Origin of the sequence: Paracoccus nototheniae (assembly GCF_004335005.1) — a bacterium.
GTDB classification, from domain to species: Bacteria; Pseudomonadota; Alphaproteobacteria; order Rhodobacterales; family Rhodobacteraceae; genus Paracoccus; species Paracoccus nototheniae.
Genome location: NZ_RQRT01000002.1, coordinates 47887 through 61435, shown reverse-complemented (window position 1 = coordinate 61435; position 13549 = coordinate 47887). Strand labels below are relative to the sequence as shown.

General features: G+C 67.4%; 11 protein-coding genes. 9 read left to right on the top strand and 2 right to left on the bottom strand.

All coding sequences use genetic code 11. The features are described from left to right. Window positions 1-4 precede the first annotated feature (4 nt). On the top strand, window positions 5-400 hold the full coding sequence (locus EG885_RS01265; RefSeq protein WP_131572656.1) for a nuclear transport factor 2 family protein: 396 nt from the start codon (window positions 5-7) through the stop codon (window positions 398-400). A gap of 39 nt (window positions 401-439) precedes the next feature. Here EG885_RS01265 and EG885_RS01260 read toward each other — a convergent pair whose 3' ends face one another. Further along, entirely contained in the window at window positions 440-1351 is a 912-nt protein-coding gene (locus EG885_RS01260; RefSeq protein WP_131572655.1) for a LysR family transcriptional regulator, read from the bottom strand. A 61-nt stretch (window positions 1352-1412) separates the two neighbouring features. Between EG885_RS01260 and EG885_RS01255 the strand changes: the two genes are divergently transcribed. Then, on the top strand, window positions 1413-4259 hold the full coding sequence (locus EG885_RS01255; RefSeq protein WP_131572654.1) for an FAD-binding and (Fe-S)-binding domain-containing protein: 2847 nt from the start codon (window positions 1413-1415) through the stop codon (window positions 4257-4259). A gap of 6 nt (window positions 4260-4265) precedes the next feature. Here the strand turns inward: EG885_RS01255 and EG885_RS01250 are convergent, their stop codons facing one another. Then, entirely contained in the window at window positions 4266-4943 is a 678-nt protein-coding gene (locus EG885_RS01250) for a GntR family transcriptional regulator (protein ID WP_131572653.1), read from the bottom strand. 124 nt (window positions 4944-5067) lie between these two features. On the opposite strand from EG885_RS01250, the gene EG885_RS01245 reads away from it, so the two are divergent. The 7 genes from EG885_RS01245 to EG885_RS01220 are packed head-to-tail and all read left to right on the top strand — an operon-like array spanning window position 5068 to window position 13548. Then, window positions 5068-6111, top strand: a complete 1044-nt coding sequence (locus EG885_RS01245; protein WP_131572652.1) for a zinc-dependent alcohol dehydrogenase — start codon at window positions 5068-5070, stop codon at window positions 6109-6111. Continuing rightward, window positions 6108-7142, top strand: a complete 1035-nt coding sequence (locus EG885_RS01240) for an NAD(P)H-quinone oxidoreductase (protein ID WP_131572651.1) — start codon at window positions 6108-6110, stop codon at window positions 7140-7142. The genes EG885_RS01245 and EG885_RS01240 overlap by 4 nt, the downstream gene beginning before the upstream one ends. Next, a complete protein-coding gene (locus EG885_RS01235) occupies window positions 7139-8845 on the top strand; it encodes an acetolactate synthase catalytic subunit (protein ID WP_242679454.1) in 1707 nt (568 codons plus the stop codon). Before EG885_RS01240 ends, EG885_RS01235 begins: the two co-directional genes overlap by 4 nt. A 22-nt stretch (window positions 8846-8867) precedes the next feature. Continuing rightward, the gene (locus EG885_RS01230; RefSeq protein WP_131572650.1) at window positions 8868-10067 is read left to right on the top strand and encodes an ABC transporter substrate-binding protein; all 1200 of its coding nucleotides are present in this window, start codon (window positions 8868-8870) and stop codon (window positions 10065-10067) included. Window positions 10068-10118: 51 nt separating this feature from the next. Next, window positions 10119-11003 carry a branched-chain amino acid ABC transporter permease gene (locus EG885_RS23025; RefSeq protein WP_207392165.1) on the top strand — a complete coding sequence of 295 codons (885 nt, stop codon included), beginning with the start codon at window positions 10119-10121 and terminating at the stop codon, window positions 11001-11003. 9 nt (window positions 11004-11012) lie between these two features. Next, window positions 11013-12857, top strand: coding sequence for a branched-chain amino acid ABC transporter ATP-binding protein/permease (locus EG885_RS01225; protein ID WP_207392164.1), 1845 nt, complete (start codon window positions 11013-11015; stop codon window positions 12855-12857). After that, window positions 12844-13548 carry an ABC transporter ATP-binding protein gene (locus tag EG885_RS01220; RefSeq protein WP_131572649.1) on the top strand — a complete coding sequence of 235 codons (705 nt, stop codon included), beginning with the start codon at window positions 12844-12846 and terminating at the stop codon, window positions 13546-13548. Before EG885_RS01225 ends, EG885_RS01220 begins: the two co-directional genes overlap by 14 nt. Window position 13549: the final 1 nt, after the last annotated feature.

Here is a 13549-nt window from a genome sequence, read left to right as displayed (position 1 = left end):
GGCGATGGGCGCCAATCTGGACCTGATCCGCGCCACCTATGAGGGCTCGTCCGAACAGAACGGTCAGAACCTGCTGGCCGCGCTGGCCCCGGATGCGACCTGGACCGAGGCCGAGGGTTTTCCCTATGCCGGAACCTATACCGGGCCGGATGCGATCATCGCGGGCGTCTTTCACCGCCTTGCGACCGAATGGACCGGCTACAAGGCCGTGGCGCAGACCTTTGTCGAGGATGGCGACCGCGTTGCCGTCTTTGGCGAATATTCCGGCACCTATAATGCCACGGGCATCGCGATGCGGGCGCCCTTTGCGCATCTGTACCGGATCCGCGACGGCCAGATCGCCAGCATGGTGCAATATGTCGATACCCTGCTGGTCGACCGCGCCGTGAACCCGGCCTGACAATCCGAAGACCCCGCGCGCCCATCACGGCGCGCGGGGTCAGTCCTGCATCTGCCGCCAGATCTCGATGAACCGGGTGGACAGATGCGACATCGCCCGCCGCGCGGGCCAGATCAACGAGATGGTGCGTTCCAGCGCCAGCCCCCGCACCGGCAGATAGACGATGCCCGGATCGTCGAAAAGCATCACCGCCTTGCGCGGCAACAGGCCGATCCCTACCCCCGACCGGATCAGGCACAGCTGGCCAAAGGTCGATTGCACCCGCACCGGGCCAGTCCGCAGCCCCGCAGGCAGATCGGGGCAGCCCGCCAGCAGGCGCGAGGTGCCGGTCATCCCCTCCAGATGGATCAGGCTGTGAGGGTCGATATCCTCCAGCCCCGGCGCGCGGCCCAACCGGGTCAGCGGATGGCCCGCCGGCACGGCGAGCCCGAACGGATCCTGCTGGATCGCCTGCCGCTGCAGCAGCGGCGTGTCGCCCGAATGCCCCGCAATGGCCAGATCCAGCACACCTTCGGCCACCAGTTCCGCCAGCTGGTCGGCGGGACCGTCATGCACGATCAGCTCGACCCCCGGATGATCGGCGCGAAAGACCCGCAGCGCGGGCGCCAGCAGATCACGGATGGCCGAGGGAGAGGCGCCGATGCTCAGGCGCCCCGACCCCAGACGCGCGCTGTCCTGCATCCGCGCCATCGCCCGTGCCATATCCTGCAGCACGGGCGCGGTATCGGCCAAAAAACTGCGCCCGGCGGGGGTGATTTGGGGGGGCCGCATGCGGCGGTCGAACAATGGCAGTCCTGCGGCCTCTTCCAGCTGGCGGATGGTTTCCGAGAGGGCCGAGGGCACCACGCCAAGCCGGTCTGCGGCGCGGGCGAACGACCCCTCGTCCCGGATCGCGTGGAGGGCGCGCAGATGGCGCAGGCCGATATTCGTATTTTGTGAACCTGTCGTCATTTCATTCCATTTTTACGAAGCAACGTTTCGTGCTTCAAGGGGGAAACCGTCCGGAGGCCCCATGCGCGACCTGATCTTTCCCGACAGCCTGACCAGCGAACTGGCCGGCGGTCTGACCGCCGCCCTGAAGGCCGCAGGGTTTACCGGCCAGATCGAGGCTGACCATGCCCTGCGCGCGGCCATGTCCACAGACAATTCGGTCTATCAGATCACCCCCGACCTGATCGCCGCACCGCGCGAGGCCGATGATGTGGTGCGCGCACTGCGGGTGCTGGACGACCCGGCCTTTGCCGATGTCGCCCTGACCGCACGGGGCGGCGGCACCGGCACCAATGGTCAAAGCCTGAACCGGGGCCTTGTGCTGGACATGCGCCGCCACATGACCCGCATCCTGCATGTCGATACGACCGAGGGCTGGGCCGATGTCGAACCCGGCGTCGTGCTGGACGCGCTGAACGATGCGCTGCGCCCGCAGGGCTGGTTCTTTGCGCCCGAAACCTCGACCTCGACGCGCTGCACGATCGGGGGGATGGTGTCCACCGATGCCTCGGGCAAGGGGTCGCGGATCTATGGCAAGACCTCGGACAATGTGCTGGGGCTGGAAATTGCACGGCCCCAGGGGCTGTTGTCCAGCCTGTCGACCGCGCCGGACTGGGCGCAGCCCCTGCTGGCCGCCGTCGAACGGGGTGCGCGCGACGGGCGGGCGGCCTTTGTCGCCGCGACCCCCCGGCTGAACCGGCGCTTTACCGGCTATGATCTGGAACGCGCCTGCCCCGAGGCGGGCGGCTTTGAATGGTGGCGGCTGTTTCTGGGGGCCGAGGGCACGCTTGGCCCGATCACCCGCATCCGCGTCAAGCTGCGCCGGATCGAGCCGGAAAAGCGTCTGATCGTCGCGGGTTTCGACAGTTTCCGCAACGCACTGGCCGCCGCCACGCCGCTGCTGGCCGATGATCCGACCGCGATCGAGGTGATGGATGAATGGGTCCAGCAGATCGCCGAGGGTGCAGGCATCCTGACGCGCCTGCCCGCCGCGCTGCGCCCGGCGGGCGATGTGGCCTATGTGTTCATCGAATTCAACGGCCATGACGCGGGCGCGATCGAGGCGCGGATCGCCACCTGCATGGCGCGTCTGGCCACCCTGCCCGGCCTGACCGCCCTGCATCAGGCCCGCGACCGGGCCGAGATCGCCGATCTGTGGGCGATCCGCTCGGCCGGGGTGGGGCTGTTGGGCAAGGTGGAGGGCCCGAGCCGCCCGGTGGCCTTTGTCGAGGATTGCGTCGTCCCGCCCGAGGCTCTGCCCGCCTTCATCGACGGCTTTCTGGACATCCTGCGCGCGCATGGGCTGGGTTTCGGCATCTATGGCCATGTCGATGTCGGTTGCCTGCATATCCGCCCGGCGCTGAACATCGATCTGGCGCAGGATCGCGACCGGCTGGTGGCGGTATCGGATGCGATCTTCGATCTGGTCGGCCAGCATGGCGGCATCTTCTGGGGCGAACATGGCAAGGGGGTGCGCGGCGCCTATCTGCCGCGGTTTCTGGGCCCCGAGGCTTACGCCGCCCTGCAGCAGGTCAAGGCGACCTTCGATCCCGCCGAACGCTTCAACCCCGGCAAGCTGGTGACGCTGACGCGCGCGCCGATGGGGATCGCCACGACCCCGTTCCGCGCCTTCAACAGCGCCCCCGGCGATCCGCTGGAAAAGGCCTTTCGCTGCAATGGCAATGCGCAATGCCTCAGTTACAAGGCGACGGTGCCGATGTGCCCGTCCTTCAAGGCGACGGGCGATCTGCGCCATTCCCCCAAGGGCCGCGCCGATGCGCTGCGGGGATGGAAGACCGCCCGCGACGCCGGATCAGATGCGGATCCGCAGGCCGAGGCCGAGGCCGATCTGTTGGCCGTGCTGGACAGCTGTCTGGGCTGCAAGGCCTGCGCCTCGAGTTGCCCGGTGCAGGTGGATATTCCGACGATGCGCGCGGCGTTCTATGCCGATCACTATGCCCGCCACCGCCGCCCGCTGGCCGACCGGCTGGTTCTGCTGGCCGAACGGTTCAGCGCGCTGACCCTGCGCCTGTCGCCGCTGCTGCGCCCGCTTTGGCCGCTGGCCCGACGCATCGCCGGGCCGCTGCTGGGCGTGGTCGATCTGCCTCATGCGCTGGCCGGCCCGATCGAGGCCCGCCACCGCATCGCCCCGGCTGATCTGGGCGGCCCCTTGCCCCAGGGGACCGTGCTGTTGTGGCAGGACTGGTTCACCGCCCTGTTCGATGAGGCCATCGCACGGGACGCGATCGCCGGGCTGAGCGCGCTTGGCTATCGCCCGCTGCTGGTCGACATGCAGCCTGCCGGGAAGGCCGCGCAGAATCTGGGCGACCGGCGCGGCTTTGACGCGATGGCGGCGCGGCTGGTTGCGGCCCTGGACAAGGGGGCTGCGTCGGGCGTGCCCATGATCGGGCTGGACCCGGCCTTTGTAATGATGCTGCGGCAGGATTATCCCAAGGCGGGCCAAAGCCCCCCACCCGTCCTGCTGGCGCAGGATTTCCTAAGCGATCAGATCGCGCAGGGCCGGTCATTCCCCCGGGCGCAATCCGCCGCCCCGGCCCGGATCCTGTCGCATTGCACGGAAAGCGCCGCCCATCCCGACAGCGGCGCGGCCTGGGCGCGCGTGCTGACCACCCTTGGCATCCCGGCCGAGGCACAAGCCAGCGGCTGTTGCGGCATGGCGGGTCTGTTCGGGCATCAGCAGCGCCATCAGCCGGTGTCGCGGACCTTGTACGATCTGTCATGGCGCAGCGCGGTCGAGGGCGATGTGCCCGTCGCGGCGACCGGTTTTTCCTGCCGCTGTCAGGCCGAACGGCTCAGCCGGATCACGCCGCGCCATCCCCTTGGGTTGATCGCCGATGCGCTGGCCTGATCGGGCCTAGTCGCGGACATGGGCCAGAAGGCCCGCGCCGCCGCCGTCGATATCCATGTTCAGCGCATCATAAGCCGCGTCCGGATCGCCGGCGCGGATCGCCGTGACGATGCGCACATGCGGATGCGGATCCCAGTTCGGCGGCAACCCGCCATCGTACAGATGCGACAGCAGCGGCCCGCAGCGCACCCACAGGTTCGACACGACCTCATAGGAGACCGGCAGCCCGGCAATCTCGCACAGCTTGAGGTGAAATGCCGTGTTCAGCCCGATGGCGCGTTCGAAATCGCCCGCATCCTGCGCCCGTGCCAGATCGTCATGCAGACGTTCCAACGCATCCACCGCCTCGGGGGCGGCGCTTTGTGCGGCCTGGCGCGCGGCATTACCCTCCAGAAAGCCGCGCACGGTGCGGATCTCGACCAGGGTCGCGCGCGTCAGATGCGGGACCGAGATGCGCCCCTTGCCGTCGATATCCAGCGCCCGTTCGGTCACCAGACGCAGCAGCGCCTCGCGCATGGGGGTCGCGCTGATCCCGAAGCTTTTGGAAATCGGCCGCAACGGCAGATCGTCGCCGGGCTTCATCCGCCCCTCCATCAGGGCGCGGCGCAGATTGGTATAGGCAAGCTCGCTCAGGTTCTGGCGCTGGATCGGCTTTATCCAACCGTTCTCAAAGGGTTCGGTCATCGTACAAGTCCTCTGGCTGCCAAGTGGGCAGTTTCTGGTTGACTCAGTGTTATAACAAGTTACTTATAACAGCAACGCGGCGCATGATGCGGTTGAGGAGCCAAATGCGCCATCGGGGGATCTAATGCTAGCCTTACGCAAAATCATTCCCGCTGCGGGGATCCAACTTACCGACGAACCGGCACCCGCCACGCCGGCTCCGGGCCATGTTCTGATCGCGGTTCATGCCGCCGGGATCTGTGGCAGCGATCTGCATGCCGAAGGCTGGGACGCCTCTTACGGGTTCATGGCGCCCTGCCTGCCGCTGACGCTTGGGCATGAATTCGCCGGGCATGTGACGGCGGTCGGCGCGGGCGTGACCGGTCTGGGCGTCGGCGATCCGGTCGTCTGCGCGCCCACCCTGACCTGCGGCACCTGTGCGGCCTGCCGGGCGGGCGATCCGCAAGGCTGCACCGCGCGGCGCATCATCGGGCTGCATCTGGATGGCGGCTTTGCCCCCGTCGCATCGATCCCCGCCGCCAATGCCCACGCCCTGCCCCGCGATCTGGCGCTGGACGTGGCCGCCTTGGCCGAGCCTCTGGCCGTCGCCATCACCGCCGTCGATGTGTCCGGGCTGCGTCCCGGCGACCGGGTGGCGGTGCTGGGCCCCGGCCCCATCGGGCTGGGCATCGCACTGGTGGCGCAGGCGCGCGGCGCCCATGTCCTGCTGGTTGGTCTGGACGACGGGCCCCGGCTGGACCGCGCCCGCGCCATGGGCATCGCCGCCTGTGCCGATCTGCGCGACGGCCCCCTGCAGGACGCCGCCGTCCGCCATCTGGGCCGCGCCCCCGATGCCGTGATCGAGGCGACGGGCCATCCGCAAAGCGTCACCGATGCGTTGCAGACCGTCCGGTCGGGCGGCGTGGTCACCGTGGCGGGCATTCATCACGACAGCCTTTCTCTGGACCTGAACCTGCTGGTGCGCGGCAAGAAACAGCTGCGCGGCACCCATGATTCCACGCCCGCCACCTTTGCCGAGGCGATTGCCCGGCTGGCGGCGGACCCCGGACTGTACGCGGGCATGATCTCGCACCGGTTGCCGCTGTCGCAGGCGCGGCAGGGCTTTGATCTGGCGCGCAGCCGCGCCGCCCAGAAAGTGATGCTGTTCCCGCAGGAGACCCCCGAATGACCCAGATGCAGATCCCCTCGGTCGTGGCGACACGACCCGGTGGCCCCGAGGTGCTGGACATCGTTCACCGCACCCTGCCCGACCTTGGCCCCGGCGAGATGCGCGTGCGCGTCCATGCCGCGGGCGTCAACCGCCCCGATGCCATGCAGCGCGAGGGGGCCTATCCCCCGCCCGCCGGGGTGACCGATGTTCTGGGGCTGGAACTGTCGGGCGAGGTCATGGCAACCGCCCCCGATGTCACCCGCTTTCGTCCCGGCGACCGGATCATGGCGCTGGTCGCGGGCGGCGCCTATGCGCATGAGGCCATCGTGCAGGTCGATGCCTGCCTGCCCGTCCCGGACGGTCTGTCCATGATCGAGGCCGCAGGCATTCCCGAAACCTATTTCACCGTCTGGAGCAACCTGTTCCAGCGCGCCGGTCTGACCGCAGGGGAAACGGTGCTGATCCATGGCGGCACCTCGGGGATCGGCGTCACCGCGACGCTGCTGGCCACCGCCCTTGGCGCGCGGGTCATCACGACCTGCGGCAGCGACCAGAAATGCCGCGCCTCGGAACGGATCGGGGCCAGCGCGTCGATCAATTACCGCGACAGCGATTTCGTGACCGAGGTGCGTGCGCTGACCCAGGGGCGCGGCCCCGAGGTGATCCTCGACATGGTCGGCGGCCCCTATATGCAGCGCAATCTGGATCTGGTCGCCGAAGACGGGCGCATCGCCCAGATCGCCTTTCAGCAGGGATCGCAGGCGCAGATGAACATGGGCCCGCTGCTGTTCAAGCGGCTGACCCTGACCGGATCGACCCTGCGCGCGCGGCCTCTGGCAATGAAGGCGGCGCTGGCCCGCGCGGTCGAGGACCACGTCCTGCCGCTGATCCGCAACGGGCAGGCCCGCCCGATGATCGATTCCACCTTTGATCTGGACGATGTGCGCGCGGCCCATGCCCGGCTGGAGGCCTCGGCCCATACCGGCAAGATCATCCTGACAACCCCCGCCTGCGACAAAGCCCCCCTGCCCCAAGGAGTGACGCCGTGAAAGATGCCAGCCCCACCACCCGGACCGGAGCGCAGATCATGGCCCGCGCCCTGCAGCGCCACGGCGTGACGCAGGTCTTTGGCCAGTCGATCCCCTCGGCGCTGTTTCTGGCGGCGCCCGATTACGGGATCACGCAGATCGGCTATCGCACCGAAAACGCCGGCGCCGCGATGGCCGATGCCTATGCCCGCCTGTCGGGCCGCGTGGCGGTGGTGACGGCGCAGAACGGCCCGGCCGCGACCCTGCTGGTGCCCGGTCTGGCCGAGGCGCTGAAGGCCTCGATCCCCATCGTGGCCATCGTGCAGGATGTTCACCGCCAGAACACAGACCGCAACGCATTTCAGGAACTGGACCATCTGGCGCTGTTTCAGGGCGTCGCCAAATGGGTGCGGCGGGTGTCCGAAATCTCGCGGCTGGACGATTACATCGACATGGCATTTGTCGCGGCCGCCACGGGGCGGGCGGGCCCGGCCGTGCTGATGGTGCCGGTCGATCTGTTCGACGAGGAGACCACCCCCGACCCGGCCTCGCGCGAGGGTTTCGGCCAATACCCGCTAGATCCCACCGCCCCCGACCCGGCCCGTCTGGCCGAGGCGGCAGCCCTGCTGGCAGGCGCCCAGCGTCCCCTGATCATCGCGGGCGGCGGCGTGCATTCGGCAGGCGCCCATGCGGCGCTGGCGCAGCTGCAGGATCTGGGCTTTGCGGTCGCCACCACCGTCATGGGCAAGGGCGCGGTCGATGAAACCCATCCCCTGTCCCTTGGCGTCGTGGGCTATTTCATGGGACCGGGCGCGCGGGCGGCGGCCCTTGCGCCGATGGTGGCCGATTCTGATGTCATCCTGCTGGCCGGCACCCGGACCAATCAGAACGGCACCGACAGCTGGAGCCTTTATCCCCGCGACGCCCGCTATATCCAACTGGACATCGACGGGACCGAGGTCGGGCGCAACTATCCCGCGCTGCGTCTGGTCGGCGATGCGCGTCTTGGGCTGCAAGGTCTGGTGACCGCGCTGGCGGGTCAGGATCTGACCGCCCGCCAGACTGCGCGCGCCGCGACCGAAAGCCGGATCCGCGACGCCCTTGGCAGCGCATCCCGCACGCAGGCCGGTTCCGACGCCACGCCCCTGCGCCCCGAGCGTGTCGTGGCCGAGATCGACCGCCTGATCACCCCCGATACCATCGTGGTGGCCGATGCGTCCTATTCCTCGATCTGGGTGGCCGACGGCATCACCATCCGCAAGCCGGGCCAGCGGGTGCTGACGCCGCGCGGGCTGGCCGGGCTGGGCTGGGGCCTGCCTTATGCCATCGGGGCCAAGGCCGCGCGCCCGGACGCGCCGGTCATCTGCCTGACCGGCGATGGCGGGTTCGCCCATGTCTGGGCGGAACTGGAAACCGCGCGCCGCATGGCCCTGCCGGTCGTGGTGGTGGTGCTGAACAACCAGATCCTCGGCTATCAGAAGCATGCCGAACTCAGCCTGTTCGGCAGCCATACCGATGTCGTGCATTTCGACCCCGTCGATCATGCCGCCATCGCCCGGGCCTGCGGTGCCACTGGGGTCCGCATCGACCACCCCGACCAGCTGGCCCCGGCGCTGCGCGACGCGCTGGCATCCGGCACCGTCAGCGTCATCGACGTGGTGACCGACGAACGCGCCTATCCGCCTGTCACCAGCTTCACCGGCAAACAGGCCCTGAATTACTGATCACATCTGGGAGGAGACCATCATGACCATCAAGACCTATCTGACAGGCACGGCCCTTGCGCTGGCCCTTGCCTCGCCCGCCTTTGCCGAGGTCAAGTTCGGCTCGCTTTATCCCATCAGCGGCCCGCTGGCCCTGCTGGGCGAGGAAAGCGCGCGCGGTCTGGAAATCGCCATCGACGAGATCAACGCCGCTGGCGGCTTGCAGGGCGAGCCGGTCGTTCTGGAACGCGGCGATGCGGTCGACAACAATCAGGCCACCGGCGAGGCGCGGCGGTTGATTTCCTTTGTCGGCGTCAAGGGCATCTTCGGCAGCTATTCCTCGGCCCGCGCGATCGCCGCATCGCAGGTCAGCGAACTGGCGGGCGTGCCCTATTTCGAACTGGGCGCGGTGGCCGACGAGGTCACGGGCCGGGGTCTGGAATACCTGTTCCGCACCAACCCCACCGCCGCCAACATGGGCGCCGATTCCATCCGGCTGCTGGTCGACAGCATCGCGCCGGGACTGGGCAAGGCCCCCGAAGACCTGACCTTGGGCATCATCTACGAGGACTCGTCCTATGGCACTTCGGTTGCGGGCCATCAGGAAACGCATGCCAAGGAAGCCGGGCTGAACGTCGCGATGAAAGCCCATTACGCGGCCAACAGCGTGGACATGTCCTCCATCGTGCTGGGCCTGCGCGAGGCGGGAGTCGATGTCGTGCTGCAGACCTCGTACCAGAACGATTCCGTGCTGTTTCTGCAGCAGGCGAACGAGGCCGGATACGATCCGCTGGCGATCATCGGCGGCGGCGGCGGCTATTCGATGCAGCCCACCGCCGACGCGGTCGGCCATGACATCATCGACGGCGTCTTCGATGTCGATTTCACCCAGTTCGCCGTGAACACCGAGGCCACGCCCGGCCTTGAGGAATTCTCGGCCGCCTATCAGGAAAAATACGGCACGCCGCCGCGTTCGGGCCATTCGCTGGTCAACTATGTCGGCGCCAAGGCGATCCTTGACGGCATCGCGGCGGGCGAAGGCACCGAGCCCGACCAGATCGTCGCCGCCCTGAAGGCCATAGACATTCCCGACGGCGCGACCGCCGCAGGCCACGGCGTCAAGTTCGGCGAAAACAACCAGAACGAACGCGCCGCGATGATGGGCATGCAATGGCAGGACGGACGTCTGGTGACGATCTATCCCGAAAGCGCCGCCGTCGCCCCGATCCGCTTTGACAACTGATCCTGCCGGGGCGGCCATTCGTGCCGCCCCCCCTGACCGGGGACGCCAGATATGACAACCTTTCTTCAAATCATCACGAACGGCCTGATGCTGGGGGGCCTGTTCGCGATCGTCGCGATCGGCCTGACCCTGATTTTCGGGATCGTCAAGGTCGTGAACTTTGCCCATGGCGAGTTCCTGATGGTCGGGATGTTCCTGACCTGGATGATCACCACGCGGATGGGATATCACCCCTATGCCTCGGTCATTCTGGTCGTCCCGGCCATGTTCATCATGGGCGCGCTGACGCAGCGGCTGCTGATCCAGCCGCTGATGGGGGCCGAGGATGACCACGTCCAGATCTTTGCCACCGTGGGCCTGTCCACCGCGCTGATGAACCTGGCGCTGCTGACCTATGGCGCCGATATCGCCAACACGCCGACCTTCGGGCTGCGCGCGCCCATCGAGCTGGGGCCGGTGCGCATCCTGACCGGGCAGCTGTACATCTTTCTGGCCGCCATCGCGCTGGTCGCAGCCCTGCAGCTGTTCCTGAAGAACAGCCAGACCGGACGCGCCATCCGCGCCGTGGCCCAGCATCGGGTCGCCGCCGAGCTGATGGGTGTGAACGTGCCGCGCATCTATATCCTCAGCTTCGGTCTGGGCGCCGCCTGCGTCGGTCTGGCCGCCGTGCTGATCGCGCCGCTCTATCCGACCTCGTCCAATATCGGCACCTATTTCGTGCTGACCGCCTTTGTGGTCGTGGTGCTGGGCGGTCTGGGGTCGATCCCCGGCGCCTTCTTCGGCGCGATGGTCATTGGCATCGTCGACAGCGCCGCCGGATATTACATCGGTTCCGGCCTGCGCGAAGCCGTCGTCTTCGGCCTTTTCCTTGTCATCCTGATCCTTCGGCCCTCGGGGCTGTTCGGGAAGCGGATGACCCTGTCGCACCTGTCCTGAGGATCCGTCATGAGCAATTCAGACCCTTCCGCCGGGCCGCAGACGCCCCCCGGCAAGGCGCCCTCGCGCCGCGGCCAGATCGCATTGGCAGGCCTGCTGGCCGCCCTGCTGGTCGTTCCGCTGGTGATCGACAACGCCTTCGTTTCGCATATCTTCATCACCATCTGCCTGTTCGCGGCCCTGTCCACGGCCTGGAACATCGTCGGCGGCTTTGCCGGGCAGATGTCGCTTGGCCATGCGATGTTCTATGGCATTGGCGCCTATGTCGGCATGATCATGTTCCAGATGGGCATCACCCCCTGGCTCAGCATGTTCGTCGGCGCCGCGCTGGCCGCCGTGGTGGGCATGGTGATCTCCTATCCCTGCTTCCGGCTCAAGGGGCCGTTCTATACGCTGGCCTCGATCGCTTTCCTTGAGGTGATGCGCGTGCTGGCGCTGCAGTTCACCAGCGTCACCGGCGGCGCGACGGGCATGATGATCGACCTGCGCCTTGGCTGGACCTGGATGGTGTTCCGCGAACGCTGGCCGTCGCTGCTGATCGTGTTCGGGATGCTGCTGGTCACGCTGGCCGTGGCGGGGGCCGTGCGCCGGTCGCGCCTAGGCTTTCATCTGGTCGCCACCCGCGAACGCGAATCCGCCGCCCGGGCGGCAGGGGTGCGCACCGTGCGGGTGCGGCTGATCGCGGTCGCCATCTCATCGGCGCTCTGCGCAATGCTGGGCACGTTCCATGCGATGTATCTGACCTTCATCGAACCTGCGGCGATGTTCTCGCTGGTCTTCTCGATCCAGATCGCGATGTTCGCGCTGATCGGCGGCATCGGCACGGTCACGGGTCCGCTGCTGGGTGCGGTGCTGCTGGTGCCGATCACCGAATGGGCGCGCGCCTCGCTTGGCTCATCCGCGCTTGGCCTGCACGGCTTTGTCTATGGTCTGGTGCTGATCGGGTTCGTCCTGTTCATGCCCAACGGCATCATGAGCGTCATCAAGCGCTTCATCACCCCCAAGACCCCTGCGGGTGACACGACAGACGAACCGGTCACGACAGAGACCGGCCCGATCACCGCGCCTGCCAAAGCCTATGCGACGCCCTCGCCCGATCGTGCGGGCATCGGTCAGGACATCCTGCGGGTCGAAGGGCTGAACAAGAACTTCGGCGGTCTTGCCGTCACCCGCGACGTGAACTTCACCCTGCGCGAGGGCGAGGTTCTGGGCATGATCGGCCCCAATGGCGCGGGCAAGACAACCGTGTTCAACATGATCTCGGGGTTCCTGGCGCCGGATTCGGGAACCGTGTCGATGCGCGGCCCCGACGGGCAGTTCCATCAGCCGAACAACCCCGCCGACTTTGCTGCCATCGGTCTGGGCCGGACCTTCCAGATCGTGCAGCCCTTTGCCGCCATGTCGGTCGAGGAAAACATCATGGTCGGCGCCTTCCACCGCCATCATGACGAAAAGAACGCCCGCGAGGCGGCACGCCAGACCGCATGGAAGATGGGCCTTGGCCCGCTGCTGCAGACCGAGGCGCGTGGCCTGACCATCGGCGGTCTCAAGCGGCTGGAGGTCGCCCGCGTCATGGCGATGGAGCCGCGCGTCCTGCTGCTGGACGAGGTGATGGCGGGCATCAATCAGACCGATGTGCGCCGCGCCATCGACCTGATGCTGTCGATCCGCGACGGGGGCGTGTCCATCATCGCCATCGAACATGTCATGCAGGCGGTCATGTCGCTGTCGGACCGGGTGATCGTGCTGGCCTCGGGCGAGGTGATCGCCCAGGGGCGTCCGCAGGATGTCGTGCGCGATCCGCAGGTGATCGAGGCCTATCTGGGAAAGGAGTTTGCCCATGCTCACGCTTGAAAACATCGACGCGGGCTATGGTCCGACCACCATCCTTCAGGATGTCAGCCTTGACGTGAAGGCCGGCGAAATCGTCACCATCGTCGGCGCCAATGGCGCCGGCAAGACGACGACCCTGCGCACCATCGTGGGCCAGATCCTGCCGCGCCGGGGCAAGATCACCTTTCAGGGCGAGGATATCACCCGCCTGCACGCCCATGAGGTCGTCGACCGGGGCATCATTCTGGTCCCCGAGGGGCGCCAGCTGTTCCCCGACATGACGGTCCGCGAAAATCTGCAGATGGGCACCTATCGCAAATCTGCCCGCGCCGATCAGGAAAGCCGTCTGGAAGAGGTTCTGACCCTGTTCCCCCGCGTCCGGGAACGGCTGGACCAGAATGCCGCGTCCCTGTCGGGGGGCGAACAGCAGATGGTGGCCATTGCGCGGGGGATGATGGCCAAGCCCACGATCCTGATGTTCGACGAGCCCTCGCTTGGGCTGGCGCCGATCATCGTCACGCAGGTCTTCGACGTGGTGCGCCAGATCGCGGCCACCGGCACGACGGTCCTGATCGTGGAACAGAACGTTTTCACCACGCTCAGCGTCGCGGACCGGGGCTATGTGCTGGAAAACGGCAGCATCGTTCTGGCCGACACCGCAGCCGCGCTGCTGAAGAACGACCACATCCGCCGCGCCTATCTGGGGATCTGAG